Source organism: Mucilaginibacter gossypiicola, assembly GCF_900110105.1.
GTDB classification, from domain to species: Bacteria; Bacteroidota; Bacteroidia; order Sphingobacteriales; family Sphingobacteriaceae; genus Mucilaginibacter; species Mucilaginibacter gossypiicola.
Window position 1 is genome coordinate 268,501 of record NZ_FOCL01000006.1, and the last position, 19,336, is coordinate 287,836.

At 43.1% G+C, this 19,336-nt stretch carries 15 protein-coding genes; 13 read left to right on the top strand and 2 right to left on the bottom strand.

Translation table 11 applies throughout. From position 1 onward, the window contains the following. Positions 1 to 27: 27 nt before the first annotated feature. The 11 genes from mraY (at position 28) to BMX50_RS21295 (ending at position 14,413) form a co-directional block, all read left to right on the top strand. Positions 28 to 1,269 (top strand): phospho-N-acetylmuramoyl-pentapeptide-transferase, encoded by a 1,242-nt coding sequence (mraY, locus tag BMX50_RS21245; protein ID WP_091213358.1) that lies wholly within the window; start codon positions 28 to 30, stop codon positions 1,267 to 1,269. A 133-nt stretch (positions 1,270 to 1,402) separates the two neighbouring features. Further along, a complete protein-coding gene (gene murD / locus BMX50_RS21250; protein WP_091213360.1) occupies positions 1,403 to 2,800 on the top strand; it encodes a UDP-N-acetylmuramoyl-L-alanine--D-glutamate ligase in 1,398 nt (465 codons plus the stop codon). Positions 2,801 to 2,894: 94 nt separating this feature from the next. Further along, the gene (locus tag BMX50_RS21255; protein ID WP_091213363.1) at positions 2,895 to 4,079 is read left to right on the top strand and encodes an FtsW/RodA/SpoVE family cell cycle protein; all 1,185 of its coding nucleotides are present in this window, start codon (positions 2,895 to 2,897) and stop codon (positions 4,077 to 4,079) included. Positions 4,080 to 4,156: 77 nt separating this feature from the next. Then, a complete protein-coding gene (murG, locus tag BMX50_RS21260) occupies positions 4,157 to 5,260 on the top strand; it encodes an undecaprenyldiphospho-muramoylpentapeptide beta-N-acetylglucosaminyltransferase (protein WP_091213365.1) in 1,104 nt (367 codons plus the stop codon). 53 nt (positions 5,261 to 5,313) lie between these two features. Beyond that, positions 5,314 to 6,672 (top strand): UDP-N-acetylmuramate--L-alanine ligase, encoded by a 1,359-nt coding sequence (gene murC, locus BMX50_RS21265; protein WP_091213368.1) that lies wholly within the window; start codon positions 5,314 to 5,316, stop codon positions 6,670 to 6,672. Further along, on the top strand, positions 6,665 to 7,528 hold the full coding sequence (locus BMX50_RS21270; protein ID WP_208864760.1) for a cell division protein FtsQ/DivIB: 864 nt from the start codon (positions 6,665 to 6,667) through the stop codon (positions 7,526 to 7,528). Before murC ends, BMX50_RS21270 begins: the two co-directional genes overlap by 8 nt. Before the next feature lies 1 nt (position 7,529). Further along, positions 7,530 to 8,873: a cell division protein FtsA gene (gene ftsA, locus BMX50_RS21275; RefSeq protein WP_091213371.1), complete on the top strand. Its 1,344-nt coding sequence runs from the start codon at positions 7,530 to 7,532 to the stop codon at positions 8,871 to 8,873. 130 nt (positions 8,874 to 9,003) lie between these two features. Further along, entirely contained in the window at positions 9,004 to 10,611 is a 1,608-nt protein-coding gene (ftsZ, locus tag BMX50_RS21280) for a cell division protein FtsZ (protein WP_091213373.1), read from the top strand. A gap of 332 nt (positions 10,612 to 10,943) precedes the next feature. Then, positions 10,944 to 12,188, top strand: coding sequence for an aminotransferase class I/II-fold pyridoxal phosphate-dependent enzyme (locus BMX50_RS21285; RefSeq protein ID WP_091213375.1), 1,245 nt, complete (start codon positions 10,944 to 10,946; stop codon positions 12,186 to 12,188). Positions 12,189 to 12,481: 293 nt separating this feature from the next. Continuing rightward, positions 12,482 to 13,918, top strand: a complete 1,437-nt coding sequence (locus BMX50_RS21290; RefSeq protein WP_091213377.1) for a glycoside hydrolase family 125 protein — start codon at positions 12,482 to 12,484, stop codon at positions 13,916 to 13,918. A 315-nt stretch (positions 13,919 to 14,233) separates the two neighbouring features. Then, on the top strand, positions 14,234 to 14,413 hold the full coding sequence (locus tag BMX50_RS21295) for a histone H1 (RefSeq protein WP_090529881.1): 180 nt from the start codon (positions 14,234 to 14,236) through the stop codon (positions 14,411 to 14,413). 232 nt (positions 14,414 to 14,645) lie between these two features. Here the strand turns inward: BMX50_RS21295 and dapA are convergent, their stop codons facing one another. After that, on the bottom strand, positions 14,646 to 15,542 hold the full coding sequence (dapA, locus tag BMX50_RS21300; protein WP_091213381.1) for a 4-hydroxy-tetrahydrodipicolinate synthase: 897 nt from the start codon (positions 15,540 to 15,542) through the stop codon (positions 14,646 to 14,648). A gap of 447 nt (positions 15,543 to 15,989) precedes the next feature. Next, a complete protein-coding gene (locus BMX50_RS21305) occupies positions 15,990 to 17,828 on the bottom strand; it encodes a UbiD family decarboxylase (protein WP_091213384.1) in 1,839 nt (612 codons plus the stop codon). A 170-nt stretch (positions 17,829 to 17,998) separates the two neighbouring features. On the opposite strand from BMX50_RS21305, the gene BMX50_RS21310 reads away from it, so the two are divergent. Together BMX50_RS21310 and BMX50_RS21315 are read left to right on the top strand one after the other, a co-directional pair. Beyond that, complete coding sequence (locus BMX50_RS21310) at positions 17,999 to 18,835, top strand: sulfite exporter TauE/SafE family protein (RefSeq protein ID WP_091213386.1); 837 nt, start codon at positions 17,999 to 18,001, stop codon at positions 18,833 to 18,835. Positions 18,836 to 18,948: 113 nt separating this feature from the next. Further along, positions 18,949 to 19,329, top strand: a complete 381-nt coding sequence (locus BMX50_RS21315) for a DUF1634 domain-containing protein (protein ID WP_091213388.1) — start codon at positions 18,949 to 18,951, stop codon at positions 19,327 to 19,329. The last annotated feature ends 7 nt before the right edge of the window (positions 19,330 to 19,336 follow it).

Consider the following 19,336-nt stretch of genomic DNA (forward strand, 5'->3'; position numbering starts at 1 on the left):
AGATACTATTAGTAAAAGAGAAAAGCAATGTTGTATTACCTGTTTAGTTACTTAAGCAAAAATTACAGTATCCCCGGGATAGGTGTATTTCAATACATCACATTCAGGATGGCGATGGCTGTAATCACATCATTGCTGATCACCACAGTTTACGGTCGGAGGTTGATTGATTACCTGCGCTTTAAACAGGTGGGTGAAACTGTAAGGAATTTGGGCTTGGAAGGGCAGATGCAAAAATCGGGTACCCCAACCATGGGTGGTATTATTATTTTGCTGGGTATTTTAATACCAACGCTACTTTTTGCTAAGCTGGAAAATGTATACGTGATCCTGATGATCATCACTACCGTTTGGTTGGGTGCCATTGGTTTCCTTGACGATTATATTAAAGTATTCAAAAAAAATAAAGAAGGCTTAGCGGGCAGGTTCAAGATCATTGGCCAGGTAGGTTTATCGCTTATTGTTGGTTGGACAATGTATTTCAACAGCAATATCATCATCCGCCAGGAAGTGGTGTTGCCGGTGAAAGACGATGCCCCGGTTGAGTTTCATATGAAACGTAATACGCCCGTTTACACTCAGGATGTACATTCTACCAAAACAACAATGCCATTCTATAAAAACAATGAGTTTGATTATGGCAAAGTGTTGAAGTTTTTGGGTAAAGGTTACGAGCAATATGCCCTTGTGGTGTTCCTGTTTTTTGTGATCCTTATTATCACGTTTATCTCCAACGGGGCAAATATAACGGATGGTATTGATGGCCTGGCTACGGGCACCTCGGCCATTATTGGTATTACACTGGCCATACTGGCCTACGTGTCGGGCAACACGGTTATTGCCGATTACCTGAACATTATGTACATCCCAAACTCGGGCGAGCTGGTAGTTTTTGCCGGTGCTTTTGTTGGGGCTTGCGTAGGCTTTTTATGGTACAACTCATATCCGGCACAGGTGTTCATGGGCGATACCGGCAGTCTTGCTATAGGTGGTATTATTGCGGTGTTTGCCATCATGATCCGTAAGGAGCTGATGCTGCCATTGCTGTGCGGTATTTTCCTGGTAGAGAATTTTTCGGTGATTATACAGGTATCATGGTTTAAATACACCAAAAAGAAATTCGGCGAAGGCAGGCGCGTGTTTTTAATGGCTCCGCTTCACCATCACTATCAGAAAAAGGGTTTTCACGAAGCTAAAATTGTTACCCGCTTCTGGATCATCTGTATCATACTGGCAATAGTCACGGTGATAACGTTGAAGCTCCGCTAAGAAGAGAAGCAAGAAATCAAGAGTCAGGAAACAAGAGATCGAGAGTTAGGAAATCAAGCGTCAAGAGACAAGAAAGAAAAAAGAAATCGGTGAAATCATCAAATAATCGGTGAAATCCCAAAAGAAAATAAAAATGAACGACAATAATAACAAAGACGCAAATCAAAAGCACCTCCTTCAGGGGGCGGGGGGGGCGGTACGTCTTGTCATCCTCGGTGCTGGCGAAAGTGGTGTTGGAGCTGCATATCTTGCGCAACAACAGGGCTTTGATGTTTTTGTGTCGGATTTTGGCGGCATTGCCGATAACTATAAAAAGCAGCTCGAAGATTGGAAAATTCCTTTTGAAGAGAAACAACATACAGAAGAACTGATCCTCAACGCAGCCGAAGTGATCAAAAGCCCCGGTATTCCGGATAAGGCGCCGATGATCAAAAAGCTGCACGAAAAAGGAACGCCTGTAGTATCGGAGATTGAGTTTGCCGGGAGGTACACTGATGCAAAAATCATTGGTATAACAGGTTCAAACGGTAAAACCACAACTACCAGCTTAACCTACCATATTTTAAAAAATGCGGGAATGAATGTTGGTTTGGCTGGTAACATAGGTAAAAGTTTTGCTTACCAGGTTGCTACCGAAAAGTTTGATTGGTATGTGCTGGAGCTAAGCAGCTTTATGCTCGACGATATGTTCAGGTTTAAGGTTGACATAGCGGTACTACTAAACATCACACCCGACCATTTGGACAGGTATGATTATAAACTGGAAAACTACGCGGCATCCAAGTTCAGGATAGCGCAGAACCAGACGGCCGCTGATTATTTTATTTATTGTGCCGATGACCCGGAAACAATAAAGGGAATGAAGGAGCGAACGTTCGGGGCACAGCTGTTGCCGTTTTCCATACAGCAAAAATTTGAACCGGGCGCATACCTGGATAGCAACGACAATATTGTCATTAACACAACACAAGAACATTTTACAATGTCAATTCAAGATTTAGCCCTGCAAGGCAAGCACAACATTTACAACTCCATGGCATCGGGTATTGTAGCAAAAGTGTTGGAGCTACGTAACGAAACGATGAGGGAGAGCATGGGTAACTTTAAAAGCATTGAGCACCGCCTGGAGTTTGTTGCCAATATCTCAGGCATCCGCTTCATTAATGATTCAAAGGCTACCAATGTTAATTCAACCTGGTATGCTTTGGAAAGCATGACCAGCGATGTTGTATTGATTTTGGGTGGTGTTGACAAAGGGAATGATTATAGTATGCTTAATGATCTGGTTAAGCAAAAGGTAAAAGCTATTGTGTGTTTAGGCAAGGATAATAAACGTATTCACGATGCTTTTGAAGACATGGTTGACATCATAGTAAATACGTCATCTGCCCAGGAAGCCGCAACTGTAGCTTATCACCTGGCAACTAAAGGCGATACTGTATTACTGTCACCAGCCTGCGCCAGCTTCGACCTGTTTAAAAACTACGAAGACCGCGGCAACCAGTTTAAAGCGGCAGTGAAAGAATTGTAAATGTGCAGATTTCGGATGTGCAGATTGCAAATGAGTAAGTAACACAAAATATAGGATCAGGTTAATCCCAAAATCCTAAAAATCAAGGTTCAGAATGCATAGGATATTAAACAACACAAAAGGAGATCGCTGGATATGGCTAATAGTCATATTGCTTTCTGTTATATCCTTGTTGGCGGTATACAGCTCGGTAGGTACGCTGGCATTTAAGCAGGGCAAAGGGGTAGAGATCATTCTCATGAAACACGTGTTTATGATAGTGGGCGGTATCGCGCTGATGTATTTTTCGCATAAGCTTGATTACCGTTATTATGCAGGTATCTCTAAGGTAATGATGATCGTTACCATTCCATTATTGGTGTATACGTTGGTTTTCGGTAGCCATATCAACAACGCCAGTCGCTGGATAGCCATCCCCGGAACGGGATTAAGCTTCCAGACTTCGGATTTGGCTAAGCTGGCTTTGATCACTTACCTGGCCCGTACATTATCGCGCAAGCAGGAAAATATTAAGGATGTTAAAGAGTCCTTTTTGCCTATTATGGGTTCGGTTTGTGTGGTGTTTATATTAATTGCATTGGCCAACCTTTCAACAGCGTTGATGCTGTTTGGGGTTAGCATATTACTATTGATTATCGGCCGTATCAGTATCAGGCAGATAGCTATTACCTGTGCTGCAGGTTTTATATTGTTAATGGGGGTAATATTCTTAGGGCCGAGGCGGCATACTTACGTGTCGCGTATGAAGGTGTTTATGCACCCGGAGCTGGCAAAGGCCGATAAATCTTTCCAGAGCGACCACGCCAAGATTGCTATCGCTACAGGTGGTTTATTTGGCAAAGGCCCCGGCAACAGTACCGAAAGAAATTACCTGCCCGAGTCATACTCTGATGAGATTTATGCCATCATAGTTGAGGAGTACGGTTTGATAGGAGGAATTGTAGTAGTGGGAATTTATGTGTTCCTGCTGTATCGATGTATCAAGATTATAACGAAGGCGCCGAAAGCTTTTGGGGCTTTATTGGCCTGCGGCTTAAGCTTTAGTTTAACTATACAGGCTTTTGCCAATATGGCGGTAGCAGTAGGCTTAGGGCCAGTAACGGGTGTGCCGTTGCCGTTGGTAAGTATGGGGGGAACCTCGATATTATTTACAAGTATTGCCTTCGGTATTATACTTTCAGTAAGCAAGGATATCGAAGAGCCAAAAAAAGATAAAACTATAAAAGAAGATAATACAGGCCCTAATAAAATTATAGTAGGAGAGATCAGGACGGCGTAGACTAATGATTAGTGGTTGGAGATAAGAGATTAGTTATAAACGAAGTTAGGAACAGGATTTAAGTTAAAATTAAAAGCATGTCAAAAAGGATAATCATAAGCGGTGGCGGAACAGGAGGACATATCTTCCCGGCTATCTCTATTGCAAATGCTTTAAAAAATATTGATCCTAATACTGAGATCCTGTTTGTAGGCGCTAATGGTCGCATGGAGATGGATAAAGTTCCGGCGGCGGGTTATAAGATCATCGGTTTGGATATCCAGGGGATTCAGCGTGGTTCTATAGTTAAAAACCTGATGTTCCCCGTTAAGCTGGCCAATAGTGTGCGCAAGGCTATCAAGATCATTAAAGATTTTAAGCCAGATGCTGCCGTAGGTGTGGGTGGATACGCTTCGGGCCCGTTATTATATGCTGCATCGTTGAAGGGGATACCATATCTCATACAGGAACAAAACTCGTATGCGGGTATTACCAATAAGTGGTTAGGTAAACACGCTCAAAAGATCTGCGTGGCCTTTGATGGTATGGATAAGTTTTTCCCTGCCGATAAGATCATTAAAACCGGCAACCCTATCCGCAAGGATGCGGTGAACATTGCCGGTAAGCACATGCAGGCATTGGAGCTGTACCATTTGTCTCATTTTAAAAAAACGATACTGATAACCGGCGGCAGCCTTGGGGCACGCACGCTTAATAACAGTATCATGAATGGTATTGATAAGCTGCTGGCTGCCGATGTACAGGTGATATGGCAAACCGGTAAGTTTTATTATAAAAGTATCATCGAAAAGCTGGGCGAAAATTATCATCCCGATTTACAGATCAGGGAGTTTTTAACCCGGATGGACCTGGCTTATGCTGCTGCCGATATCATCATATCAAGGGCAGGGGCCGGCACAATTGCCGAGCTGTGTGCTATCAAAAAACCGGTGATCCTGGTGCCTTCGCCTAATGTGGCCGAAGATCATCAAACAAAAAACGCTTTGGCACTGGTACACGAAAACGCGGCGGTATTTGTGGCCGACAGGGATGCTGAAGCAAAACTGGTTGACAGGGCGCTTGAATTATTGGAAGACCGCGACCTGCAGAAAAAATTGAGCATAAACATTGGTAAAATGGCCATGCCAAATGCCGATGAAGTTATAGCAAAGGAACTTATCCAAATTATAAGTAACAATTAAATGATGGTCCTCCTCTTCCAAAGGGAGGAGGGCCTTTTTTAAACGAATTGAAAATGGAACTGCACGATATAAAAAGAGTTTATCTCATAGGCATAGGCGGCATCGGTATGAGCGGCCTGGCTCGCTATTTCCATCATTTGGGTTGCATTGTTTGCGGATATGACAAAACATCGACTGATTTAACAAACCAGTTGCACAACGAGGGCATCCAGGTAGTTTTTGAAGATCATGCGGATTATATCCCTATGAGTTTTCAAAAGCCATGCAGCGATACGCTTATTATTTATACGCCTGCAGTACCAAAGGATTCGCACATCGTTAACTATTTCAAAAGCCACGGCTTTGAGCTATATAAACGCTCGCAGGTTTTAGGGTTGATCAGCAAGAGTTCATTTACTATTGCTGTGGCCGGTACACATGGCAAAACTACTACCTCAACCATGGTGGCATATTTGCTTAAGGCTTCGGGTAATGACTGCTCGGCATTTTTGGGTGGTATTTCATCAAACTACCAAACCAATGTGCTGTACGGCAAAAATAATGTAATGGTGGTTGAGGCCGATGAGTATGATCGCTCGTTCCTTACGCTGTTCCCTGATGTAGCAATCATCACCTCGATGGATGCTGACCACCTGGATATCTATGGTGATCATGCACATCTGACCGAGTCGTTTAGGTTGTTTGCTTCGCAGATAAAACCCGGTGGTACGCTGGTGCACAAAAATGGTTTGCCTTTGGATGGCGGTTACACCTACGCCTTTGAAGATGAAACTGCCGATGCCCATGCTTCAAATGTGAGGATAATTGACGGTGATTTTTACTTTGATTATAACAGCGCTGCTGTAAGTATTACAGATATAAAAATGGGTATAGCAGGTACCCACAACGTGGAGAATGCGGTAGCTGCCATTGAAGCTGTGTTGAAACTGGATATTGCCCCGGCTGATATCAAGGAAGCACTGGCATCATTTAAAGGGGTTAAACGCAGGTTTGAATACATTGTTAAAACACCGAAGCATATTTATATTGATGATTACGCACACCATCCCGAAGAACTGAGGGCTTGTATTTCATCAGTTAAAAGGCTATACCCGGCTAAAAAGTTAACGGCCATATTTCAGCCGCATTTATTTACCCGCACCCGTGATTTTGCCGATGGTTTTGCCGAAGTGCTTGACATGGTTGATGAGCTGATACTATTGGAAATTTATCCTGCGCGTGAATTGCCGATTGAAGGAGTTAATTCGCAGATGCTGCTTAACCGCATGCAACTGCAAAACAAAAGGATATTAAGTAAAGAGGCCGCGGTAGCCGCAGTAGCTGCCGAAAAGCCGGAGTTATTATTAACGGTAGGCGCCGGTGATATTGATACACTGGTGCAGCCATTAAAACAAGTATTAAGTAATGAATAAAAAACTCATTTGGAAGCGCCTGTTGATAGGTTGTGCCTGGGTAATAAGCCTGGGTGGCCTTGTGGTGCTCATGAGTTTTATTGAAACAAAAAAAGCGGGTGTTAAATGTACTGCGGTAAATGTGAGCATTCCTGGTGGGCAATATTTTATTGATAAACAGGAAGTTGATCACATTATCGAAGTTACCAGTCACTCGCTGGTAGGCAGACCTATTGAAAATATCAATATCCAGGAACTGGAGGATAAGCTTAAGGCCAACCCTTTTATTGAGTTTGCAAAGGTTTATACCGAAATGGATGGCGTGTTGAGGGTTGAGGTGAGCCAGCGCCAGCCGATACTACGGGTAATGAACCGTTATGACATGGATTTTTATGTAGACCAGCATGGTTTAAAAATTCCGTTATCATTAAACTTTACCGCAAGGGTATTGGTAGCCAATGGTTTTATAGACGAGCTGTTTACTAACCGTGTTGATTCGTTACATACAAGGTTGGCGAAAGATCTGTTTAAAGCAGCCGATTATATCCGGAGGGATTCGCTCTGGGACGCGCAGATAGCACAGATGTATGTGAATAACGATCGCGAGATAGAACTGATCCCGAGGGTAGGTAATCAAAGGATCCTGATAGGCAATGCAGATTCGCTTAATGTGAAACTGAACAATCTGCAGGCTTTTTATAAACAGGTGTTGCCAAAGGTGGGCTGGGATACTTATAAAATGATCAATGTAAAATATACCAACCAGGTTATTGGTATAAAGAATGAAAATATAAAGGCTGATTCTATAAAAGCTGCGAAAGCCGCTAAAGAGGATTCGCTTAGAACGAAAAGGGATTCATCTCAAATTAAATTGTAATATGGACAAAAGCTCAACTCAGGAAAAAAGTTCGCCAATTGTAGTAGGATTGGATATCGGAACTACCAAGATATGTGCCATCGTTGGGCGCAGGAGCAAGAACGGGAAGATTGAGGTTTTAGGAATTGGCAAGGCCGAATCTGCCGGCGTAACGCGCGGCGTGGTTTCAAATATAGATAAAACAGTACAGGGCATTCATCAGGCGGTGGATGTGGCGGGCTCGCAATCAAATGTGGAAATCAGGGTAGTGAATGTCGGTATTGCAGGCCAGCATATTAAAAGTTTACAGCACCGTGGCTTAATCACCCGTCGCGATCTGCAATCGGAGATCGGCCGTAAGGATATTGATAAGCTGATAGAGGATATGTACAACCTGGTGATGCCTCCGGGCGAGGAGATCATCCACGTTTTACCGCAGGAGTTTACTGTGGATAATGAGCCTGGAATTAAAGATCCTATTGGTATGGCTGGCGTTAGGCTTGAGGCTAACTTTCATATCATATCTGGTCAGGTAACTGCTATTAAAAACATTGTAAAATGTGTTAACAAGGCCAGTCTGGAAAGCCAGGAACTGATCCTTGAACCGCTTGCATCTTCAGAATCTGTTTTGAGCGAAGAGGAAAAAGAAGCCGGTGTGGTTTTGGTTGATATTGGTGGTGGTACTACCGATGTGGCTATTTTCCATGAAGGTATCATTCGCCATACAGCCGTTATCCCTTTCGGCGGTAACAGTGTAACTGAGGATATCCGCGAAGGTTGTTCTGTAATGCGCAACATTGCCGAGCAGCTGAAAGTAAGGTTTGGATCAGCTTTGGCCGACGAGAACAAGGAAAACGAGATTGTATGCGTTCCTGGTTTACGTGGCAGGGAACCAAAAGAAATTTCGGTAAAAAACCTGGCTTATGTAATCCAGGCCCGTATGGAAGAAATTGTAGAGCATGTTTACTACGAGATCAAATCATCAGGGTATGAGAAAAAACTGATAGCAGGTATCGTAATAACAGGTGGCGGTGCGCAGTTGAAACACTTACGCCAGTTGGTTGAATTTGTTACCGGTTTGGATTGCCGCGTAGGTTACCCTACCGAACACCTGGCTAAAAACGAAGTACTGCCAAAAGGTACATATGAAGAATTGCAAAGCCCAACTTTTGCTACCGGTATTGGTTTGCTGATTAAAGGTATCCAGAAAGTGGAATACATGAATGAAGCCATCCCGGCCGAAGTAAAAACGGCTAAGCCAAAATTTGATACAAAAAGTAAAGAAGGCGGTTTGTTAGACAGGCTGCTGAAAAAGAGTATAACATTTATTAAGGATGACATTAAGGATGAGGACTTTCTGAAATAATATTTATTCACAAGGGTTAAACTTATTCACATTGCTCACAATTGTGGATAAACCTTGTTGAAAAAGTGTTATTATTACGATGGTAAAATCTAATGTTGGGTTGAATTACATATAGCTGAAAACGAAGATTATGCATTTTGAAATGTTAAAAGAAAAATCGTCAATCATCAAGGTAATTGGTGTTGGCGGTGGTGGTGGTAACGCGGTAAACCATATGTACAGGCAAGGAATTACCGGTGTTGATTTTATAATATGCAACACGGATGCCCAGGCATTGGAGCTGAGCCCTATACCTAACAAGGTGCAGTTGGGTGCCAGTTTAACCGAGGGCATGGGTGCAGGCTCAATACCCGAAGTAGGCAAAAATTCGGCTATTGAAAATATCGATGATATTAAACAGATGTTGGGCGTTAATACCAAAATGCTGTTCATTACAGCTGGTATGGGCGGTGGCACGGGTACAGGCGCAAGCCCTATCATTGCCAAGGCAGCGCGCGAGATGGATATATTAACAGTGGGTATCATAACCACACCTTTCTCTTTTGAAGGTAAGCGCCGTAAAATGCAGGCCGATGCAGGTTTGGAAGAATTGCGTAAGTATGTCGATTCGTTCCTGGTGATCTCTAACGACAGGCTTCGTCAGATCTTCGGTAACCTTACCATGAGTTCGGCATTTGCACAGGCTGATAATATATTGACCACGGCTGCCAAAGGCATTGCCGAGATCATCACCTTACCGGGCTATATCAACGTTGACTTTAAAGATGTGCGCACGGTGATGAAGGATAGCGGTGTATCGATCATGGGTAGCTTTAGCGCCGATGGTGAAAACCGTGCCCTTAAAGCTGTTGAAGGTGCATTGGCGTCGCCATTGTTAAAAGATAACGAGATTGAAGGTGCAAGGTATATCTTGTTGAACATCAGTTCGGGCCTTAAGGAGGTTACCATGGATGAGATCAGTGTAATTACTGATTATATCCAGGAAGAAGCCGGCTTAGCTGCCGACCTGATCTGGGGTAACTGTATCGACGAAAACCTGGGTGAGCAATTATCGGTTACTATTATAGCTACCGGTTTCCAAACCAAGGATGAGCGCGAGAAAGAAAACAGCAATAAGAAAATAGTTTCGATGCTGGTTCCTGAAGAGCCTCAGCCAGTGCGCCCGGTTAATGAATTTATTAAACCTGTTAAAGCCGATGCTCCTGCCGAGCCTTATGCTAAAGCCCCTAAAGAAGATGCTAAGCAAGCTGGGTTATTTGATATGTTTGCCGGTAGCCGTCAGGAAGAGCCTGCTGTTGTAAGGCATAGCTTAATGCACGAAGAGCCGGAGGCCGATAATGAGCCGGATACTGCTGGTTTCACTTTTAAAATGAGCGAGCCTGTAAGCTACGAGCAGCCTGTAAGGGAGCAGCCACGCATGCCGGAGCCCGAACCAGAGCCTGCTCCGGCACCGCAACCGGTTGGCGCTGATGATAACAAAACCAACGAATCGATAGAAGAGCAGTTGAAAAAATCGCGCGAGCGCATTATGAGGCTGAAAGACCTAAGCATGAAACTGCGTACAGGTAATATCCAGGAGTTAGAAAATGTACCGGCTTACAAACGTAAGGAAATAGCACTGCAGGACACCCCTGCATCCGACGAAAGCCAGATCTCACGTTTTTCCCTGATGCAGGATAGCGAAGGTAACGTGGAGATCAGAAATAATAATTCGTACCTGCACGGAAACGCCGACTAAGAGAGAGTCAGGACTTTTAGAGTCAAGAGACAAGAAAGAATAGAAAGACCACAATAATTGAATGGGAGATCAACAAAAGAATTATATCTGAACGTTGATCTCCCTTTTTGTTTGAATACTTTTATTGCTCCTGATTCGTTAATCTGATTTTCCTGTTGTTTCTTGGGTCTTGAATCTCGTTGTCTTGGCCATGAATCTGATTCTCTCGGTTCTTGACTCTTGATTTCTTGCCTCTTTTCTATAAGTTATAAGCTATTCTAAAAAGTTATAGCTATTGTTTAAAGGTGTTTTAACGGCTATATTTGCATTTAAATTTATAAAAACAATTCATTTTGGATTTATTTGATAAAATAACAAAAAGCTTAGGTGGGCCGATAGGTCAGCACCAGAAGTGGTCGCATGGTTATTTTTCTTTTCCTAAACTGGAAGGCGAAATTGGCCCACACATGCAGTTTAAGGGAAAAGAGCATTTGGTTTGGAGCCTGAACAACTACCTTGGCCTGGCTAACCATCCCGAAGTAAGGCAAGCCGATGCGCAGGCTGCTGCCGATTATGGCATGGCTTACCCAATGGGTGCCAGGATGATGTCGGGAAACTCAATTCATCATGAAGAACTTGAGGACGGCTTAGCCAAATTTGTTGGTAAACAATCAGCCTTTTTGCTTAACTACGGTTACCAGGGTATGGTATCTATAATTGATGCCTTGGTTGACAGGAATGACGTTATTGTTTATGATGCCGAATCGCACGCTTGTATTATCGACGGCGTACGTTTGCATATGGGTAAACGCTTTGTTTATCAGCACAACGATATTGAAAGTTGCGAAAAGCAACTGGAGCGTGCAACCCGTTTAACAGAACAAACCGGTGGTGGTATATTGCTTATTACCGAAGGAGTTTTTGGTATGTCGGGCGCGCAAGGCAAACTTAAAGCCGTTGCTGATCTTAAAAAGAAATTCAACTTCCGTTTATTGGTTGATGATGCTCACGGTTTTGGTACTATGGGTAAAACCGGTGCCGGTACGCATGAAGAGCAGGATTGTATGGATGAGGTGGATGTGTACTTTGCTACCTTCGCCAAATCAATGGCCGGTATTGGGGCTTTTGTAGCTGCCGATCAGGATATCATCCACTACCTGCGCTATAACATGCGTTCACAAACTTTTGCCAAAGCATTGCCAATGCCAATGGTATTAGGTTTGAAAAAGCGTTTCGAAATGCTGAAAACCCAGCCGGAGCTTCGCGAGAAATTATGGTTGATCGCTAATACTTTACAAGCTGGTTTAAAAGAACGCGGCTTTGACCTGGGCGCTTCAAACACCATGGTTACCCCGGTATTTTTAAAAGGCGACTTATTTGAAGCAACAGCTTTAACCCGCGATCTTCGCGAGAATTATGGTGTTTTTTGTTCGATAGTGGTTTACCCTGTAATTCCTAAAGGATTGATCGTGCTAAGGTTAATCCCAACAGCATCGCATAGCTTAGAAGATGTACAGCGTACCCTTGACGCCTACAGCGCTATCGGCGAAAAGCTGAAAGCTGGTTATTACAAAGAAAATAAGCTGGAGATTGCTTAATTACAAATAACGATATACTTAGAAGCCTCAGAGAGATCTGGGGCTTTTTTTATTCTTTTTCCCCTTCGTCATTGCGAGGTACGAAGCAATCTCCAATAAGCACGGCGGCATTGCAGATCTGTCGTGTACAGTTCGCGATTGCTTCGTTCCTCGCAATGACGTTGCGATGGTAATTTTAGTTTGATAGAAAAAATCTTTCGAAAAACCTTGATAAAACGTTTTCTAAATTATTTTAGCAAGCTTTTTTGTTTAACTAAAACCTTTTCTATTTTTACGCCTACCATATCAAAACCATGAAATTAACCAGACGACATTTTATAAAAATTAATAGCGTTGCAGCAGCCGGTATCGGTTTGGGTGTAACCCCTGTATTCGCCTCGGCTGTGGCCCCTGCCTTCGAAAGCCAGCGCCCGAAACTGGCCGACCGTAAATTTACCAGTAAGGCTGTTGAGGCTATCATTAAAAAAGTTAAAGCTGATATTAAAGATCCTGAAGTTGCCTGGCTTTTTGAAAACTGCTATCCAAACACTTTAGATACCACGGTAAACTATTCTGAGAAAGATGGTAAACCGGATACGTTTGTGATCACAGGCGATATCAACGCCATGTGGATGCGCGATTCATCGGCACAGGTTTGGCCGTATCTGCCCCTTATCAAAAATGATCCGGCGCTGAAAAAGCTGATCCAGGGTGTATTGAGCCGTCAGGCTAAATGCGTTATCATCGATCCATATGCCAATGCCTTCAACGAAGGTCCAACCGGTAGTGAGTGGGATAGCGACCGCACCACCATGAAGCCTGAATTGCACGAGCGTAAATGGGAAATTGACTCACTTTGCTACCCGGTAAGGTTGGCTTACAACTACTGGAAAATAAGCGGTGATAGCAGTTTCTTTGACGAAAACTGGCAAAAAGCCGGTAAGATCATTCTGGCTACTTTTAAAGAGCAGCAACGTAAAGATGGTAAAGGTCCATACTTTTTCCAACGTAAAACCGAAACACAAAGCGATACTGCCCCTAACAGAGGCTATGGCAACCCGATTAAACCGGTTGGTTTGATCTGCTCTATCTTCCGCCCATCGGATGATGCTACAATCTATCCATTCCTGATCCCGTCAAACTACTTCGCGGTAGCAAGCTTAAATCAAATGGCCGAAATGTACAGCACTATCGGTCATGATAATGCTACAGCCGATGCCTGCAAGGCATTAGCTGCAGAAGTTGAGGCAGCACTTAAACAGTACGCTGTTGGCCATCACCCGCAGTTTGGACAGGTAATTCCATTTGAGGTTGATGGTTATGGAAACCAGTTGTTCATGGACGATTCAAATGTGCCAAGCCTACTGGCCTTGCCATATCTTGATTCGGTGAAGGTTGATGATCCATTATACCAAAGCACCCGTAAATTTGTATTGAGCGATAGTAATCCTTACTACTTTAAAGGTACGGCTGCCGAAGGTATTGGCGGTCCGCACGTAGGTATTGGCTACATCTGGCCAATGGCAATTATTATGCGCGGTATAACATCAACTGATAAAGCAGAGATTGTACAGTGTATCAAATGGCTGAAGAGCACACACGCGGGCACCGGTTTCATGCACGAATCCTTTAATAAAGACGATGCTAAAGACTTTACCCGTAAATGGTTTGCATGGGCTAACACTTTATTTGGCGAATTAATACTAAAAGTGCACGAACATTACCCTGATATACTACAACAGACTTTTTAAACCCGTAAAATATATTAATACTTGATAGTATTTAAAATACTGCGTTTAAGTTGTATGGTTTGCTGTAAATATTATTTATGCTGATTTATGATTTGTATTTTAATTATTAATCAATCTTATTTTAAAATATGGGTTTTATTTAAACTTTTTAATAAAAAATAAGCAACGGTTAATAAATCAAAAAGGGCGAAAATGTGGAAAAAAACCACTGTTAAGGCCGTATTTTTTAGCTTCAAAAATTTTTAATTAGCAAAAAACATTTTAGCTTAGCTTTAATTAAAACAATAAACCTCAAAATTTAAAAGGAGTAATTAAATGAAAAAATTTACTGAAGTAAAAGAGCTTGTAGCAGCTTTAGAGGCCGACGCCGACAAATTCTACAATAAAGGAAACAGCGCTGCCGGTACACGTGTACGTAAAGGCATGCAGGATCTAAAAAACCTGGCACAGGCTATCCGCCTTGAGGTTCAGGAAGCTAAGAATAAAGAAGCTTAGTAAGATTTTATCATCTTATTCCAATAAAAAACGCGGTCCATGGACCGCGTTTTTTATTTTATGTTAATCTTGAACAGATTTTGTCATTCTGAGCGATATCGAAGAATCTTCTTCGGTAAGCAGAGTGGCTATACAGAGCGGAGAAGATGCTTCGTTCCTCAGCATGACAAAAGTTTTGAGTTTGACATGGGTTGAAACGAAGCAATGAATACTCTTCTGCCTTTATATCTTTTTACGCTTTTACCGCTACCGGAGCCAGCTTTTTAAGCTCAACTGCAATAGCATCAGCTGTTTTTTCGCTTACCTGTACTAATGGTAACCTTACAGTGTCGCCACAAATACCTAATTGCTTCAAGGCGGTTTTAACGCCGGCCGGGCTGCCTTCAGTAAACATTAAGCGGGTAAATTCTATTAAATCGAAGTGCGCCGCATGTGCACCTTTATAATCGTTATTCAACAAAAGCCTAACCATGTCAGATAACTGGCGTGGCAAAGCATTACCAATAACCGATATTGCACCAACACCGCCTAAAGCCATCATTGGCAAGGTAACCGGATCATCGCCCGATATGAAAAGGAAATCCTCAGGTTTATCACGCATTAGCTGGTTAAACAGGTCGAAATTGCCTGATGCCTCTTTGATGCCGATGATGTTTTTAAACTCTTTTGCCAGGCGTACGGTTGTTTCTGCGCTAACTGTGCTGCCTGTGCGGCTTGGTACATTATATAGTATTATAGGCAGTTTTGCGTTTTGTGCAATTGCTTTATAATGCTGATATATACCCTCCTGGGTAGGCTTGTTATAATGTGGGCTTGCCGAAAGTATAGCATCGTAGCCGTTAATATCAAACGATCTTATTTGCTCAACAACTTCATGAGTATTATTACCGCCTATACCAGCTACCAGACCAACACGCTTATTTACCACTTCGGCAGTGAAAGCCCAAACTTGCTTTCGCTCAGCCTCGCTCAATGTGGCGCTTTCGCCGGTTGTACCTAACGATACCAGGTATTCCACCCCGCCATCAATCAAATGTTCAATCAGGTTTCTCAACCCGTCGTAGTCAATTTGACCATCCGCATGAAAAGGGGTCACCATAGCTACCCCTGTTCCGTAAAATATATTCATGAGTAAAATTAAAAGGATGCTAATATAGTGATTACTGATTGGAGATTAAGAGTTTATTAGAGGTTTATTTTTTGAAAAAGCGCCTTGATTGCGTTTAAAGTTAGATTTTGGAGTAATTGGGATGTGTGATTTGAATAGATTGAAGCCCATATTTAAATACTTGGCTAATGCAAAAGTTGCCGTGGAGGTACGGCAACGAGGATATATGTATTTTCTTCTTTTGACGCAAGTGTTTTGCGCCTGATTGTGCGTGACTCGCTTGTGCTGATTATGGACGTTGCCTGCAGCCGGGCTATCCGCTACTATCCCTAACACAAAAAATCAAAAAATAAAACAAAGCATTTCAAAACGCATTACCCTTTAGCCTTTAGCCTTTAGCCTTTAGCCTTTAGCCTTTAGCCTTTAGCCTTTAGCCTTTAGCCTTTAGCCTTTAGCCTTTAGCCTTCCTCAAATCACCCCAAACAATGATCCGCCTTTTTCGCCCAGTTTGTCCACCGTTTTTTCAACCTCAGGAACCCGTTCAAGTACAGGCGCGTGATGTGGTTTTATTCGGGCATCTATAATCAGCGGGCCTTTACAGCCCCAGTGTTTGTGCTCGGTAAAGCTGCCCACACCGTAAATGTCATGCGATGGGTTGCTGCGGGTAAAGGTTACCCATACAAAATTATTGATGGTTTGCGCGGCAAAACCGGCATCATCGCAAAGCACTATGAGTGGCATACCATTTAGGTCTTCGTCCTGCAAATGATATTCGATAATACTAATGATATTATCAATATCCTTGTGATTTACGTGCTTGGGTACTTCAACCATTAACACGCCCGGCATAGCCATTTTGTAGCCGGTTATAGGTCGGGGGAGGTTGAACCAATCAGGGAGTTCTGTCCAAAGTTCCCGCTTAATATCGCCTGCAACGGTAACAGCCAATTTACTGCCCGAGTTTAAGCCTTCGCCGCTATAGTCAAGCGTATCAATAGTGGTGTTGGTATGAAAATGCAGATCGCGGGTAAGGTCAACTCTTTGCAGGATATGTTTCAGGAACCCGCCAATGTCGTTTACATTAAGTTTGGGATCATCTTCGTGCGCGGCTATGAACAGGTATTTGGCAAGACTTAGCTGGCCTTTGCCCAGTATGTGATTCGCAATAGTAACTATCTCCTGTGGCTTGCGCTCTTTAAGATAGGGGGTGTAGCGCTCGCTGCCAATAGCAAAAAGAAGCGGGTGTACGCCAGCTGCATCAACGGCGTTAACGGCATGCAAACCTGGAATCTCTTTAGGAATAGCCGACCCCGTAATTTCATGGATCAATGCCCCAAAACTGGTATCCTCCTGTGGCGGTCGGCCAACCACGGTGAACGACCAGATAGCATCCTTACGATGATAAACATTATGCACCTTCATCAGCGGAAAAGGATGTACCAGGCTGTAGTAACCCAAATGATCACCAAAGGGGCCTTCGGGTTTATTTTCGTGCGGCATCACAGTGCCGGTGATCACAAAATCGGCATCCGCAGAAATACAGAAACCTTCATTGTCATAAAAATAACGGAAGCGGCGATTACCCAACGCACCGGCAAAAGTCATTTCAGACAAGCCTTCGGGTAGCGGCATTACCGCGGCTACAGGGTGTGCGGGCGGGCCGCCAACAAAGATGCTCACTTTTAAGGGTTGTCCTTTGGCATTGGCTTTGGTTTGGTGTACACCAATACCCCGGTGAATTTGATAATGCAAACCAATTTCCTGGTTTTGGATGTAATCATTGCCAGCCAGTTGGATACGGTACATGCCCAGGTTAGCGTTCATGATGCCCGGCTTATCGGCATCTTCAGTATATACCTGTGGCATGGTAACAAAGGGGCCGCCATCCATCGGCCAGTTTACTATTTGCGGGATATCATTGATATTGCATTTGCCAAATTTGATCGGTGCACCTGCTCCGCTTTTCATTGGCAACGCCGAAAGCGCTGTTAACCCAACACCGGCATATTTAAAAGGATTTTTGATCGCCTTTATCGGATCATTTTTAATATCGACCAAAATTTTGATCTTTTCAAGCGTGTCCCTGAATATAAATTTCGACCTGTCGAGTGTACCAAACAGGTTTGATACTGCCGGGAATTTACTGCCTTTTACATTCTCAAATAATATAGCAGGCCCCTCATTTTCAAATACGCGTAAATGTATTGCGGCCATTTGCAGATGAGGATCAACCTGTTCTTTGATGCGAACCAGTTGGCCATTTTTTTCGAGATCGGTAATGCAGGCTTGTAAACTTGAGTAACCCATGAGGCGAAATTAAGAAATTAGTTCATTGAGGCATTCATTTCATTGTCATCAGGATATTTCGCATAATGGTATTACAAATAGTAATCGACGATTAATATAAGCAATGACTTGCTGTATCAATGAGCTAATAATAAAATCCTTACTTTAGCCATCAAATATCAATTACCCCTATGTCGGTAACAATACTTACGCTTATTATACTTGTTGGGTCGTATTTGGCGGGTTTATTAGGCTCGTTAACGGGTTTAGGCGGAGGGGTTGTTATTATTCCTTTACTTACCATTTTGCTTGGGGTTAATATCCAGTACGCCATTGGCGCCTCGCTGATTTCTGTTATTGCTACATCCTCGGGTTCGGCAGCTGCTTATGTTAAAGAGGGGATAACCAATATCAGGCTGGGGATGTTCCTGGAGATAGCCACTACAGCAGGTGCCATGGTTGGAGCGCTGATAGCTGTTTATATCCCCACAAATTTTATAGCAGTTTTATTCGGTGTCATCCTGATCCTATCGGCAGTGATGTCATTAAAAAAGAAGGCAGAACATATTCACCAGCAAAAAAGTATACTGGCCGAAAAACTAAAACTGAACGGTAGTTTTCCAACGCCTGCGGGAGAAGTTGCCTACTCGGTTAGAAATGTAGGGGGCGGTTTTTTTATGATGCTTTTTGCCGGGGTGATATCAGGTTTGCTCGGTATAGGATCGGGTGCACTAAAAGTTTTGGCAATGGATGGTATTATGCGGATCCCTTTCAAGGTATCAACCACTACAAGTAATTTTATGATAGGGGTTACCGCAGCTGCAAGCGCAGTGGTTTACCTGCAAAGAGGATATATCGATCCGGGGCTTTCCATGCCGGTAGCCATAGGTGTTTTATTAGGTGCCTTAAGCGGATCAAAAATATTGGTACATACCTCTTCATCGGGATGGTTGCGTGTAGTTTTTGCCGTAGTGGTTACGTTTTTGGCGTCGCAAATGATATATAAAGGAATTACAGGAACTATATAGTTTATTGGTTCATTTGTTCACTGGTACATTGGTCTTTTCTGAAGTATAGAATGACAGATTTAATGAATGCCTTTTGAACTATGCTACCAATAAACTAATGAACAAGTGAACTAATGAACAAATTTAAAGATACCGATATGCAGGCCGTAATAGGCTGGATACTGCGCGCTGGGGTGCTGGTGTCAATGAGTGTTATTTTTATTGGCGGGATTATTTACCTGTACCGGCATGGGCAAACTCATGTTGATTACAGCAAGTTTGTTGGCGTTCCCGATTTTGTGAGCAATCCGGGTGGTATTATACAGGGGATATTTACTTTACGTGGCAGAGCTATTATACAGGCCGGGATAGTTTTGCTGATAGCTACTCCGGTTATCCGGGTGATATTTTCGGCTATTGGCTTCATTATGGAAAAGGATTTCATGTACACAGCAATTACAATGCTTGTGCTGTTTATTATTTTAGCCAGTATGATGAGCGGTCACGCAGGGTAATATTTTT

Coding starts and splice junctions, on each gene's coding strand:
- mraY (WP_091213358.1), top strand. CDS start 28: ATGTTGTATTACCTGTTTAGTTACTTAAGCAAAAATTACAGTATCCCC.
- dapA (WP_091213381.1), bottom strand. CDS start 15,542: ATGAATATATTTTACGGAACAGGGGTAGCTATGGTGACCCCTTTTCAT.
- BMX50_RS21290 (WP_091213377.1), top strand. CDS start 12,482: ATGAAATTAACCAGACGACATTTTATAAAAATTAATAGCGTTGCAGCA.
- BMX50_RS21255 (WP_091213363.1), top strand. CDS start 2,895: ATGCATAGGATATTAAACAACACAAAAGGAGATCGCTGGATATGGCTA.
- BMX50_RS21270 (WP_208864760.1), top strand. CDS start 6,665: ATGAATAAAAAACTCATTTGGAAGCGCCTGTTGATAGGTTGTGCCTGG.
- ftsZ (WP_091213373.1), top strand. CDS start 9,004: ATGCATTTTGAAATGTTAAAAGAAAAATCGTCAATCATCAAGGTAATT.
- murD (WP_091213360.1), top strand. CDS start 1,403: ATGAACGACAATAATAACAAAGACGCAAATCAAAAGCACCTCCTTCAG.
- murG (WP_091213365.1), top strand. CDS start 4,157: ATGTCAAAAAGGATAATCATAAGCGGTGGCGGAACAGGAGGACATATC.
- BMX50_RS21305 (WP_091213384.1), bottom strand. CDS start 17,828: ATGGGTTACTCAAGTTTACAAGCCTGCATTACCGATCTCGAAAAAAAT.
- BMX50_RS21315 (WP_091213388.1), top strand. CDS start 18,949: ATGAACAAATTTAAAGATACCGATATGCAGGCCGTAATAGGCTGGATA.
- BMX50_RS21310 (WP_091213386.1), top strand. CDS start 17,999: ATGTCGGTAACAATACTTACGCTTATTATACTTGTTGGGTCGTATTTG.
- murC (WP_091213368.1), top strand. CDS start 5,314: ATGGAACTGCACGATATAAAAAGAGTTTATCTCATAGGCATAGGCGGC.
- ftsA (WP_091213371.1), top strand. CDS start 7,530: ATGGACAAAAGCTCAACTCAGGAAAAAAGTTCGCCAATTGTAGTAGGA.
- BMX50_RS21295 (WP_090529881.1), top strand. CDS start 14,234: ATGAAAAAATTTACTGAAGTAAAAGAGCTTGTAGCAGCTTTAGAGGCC.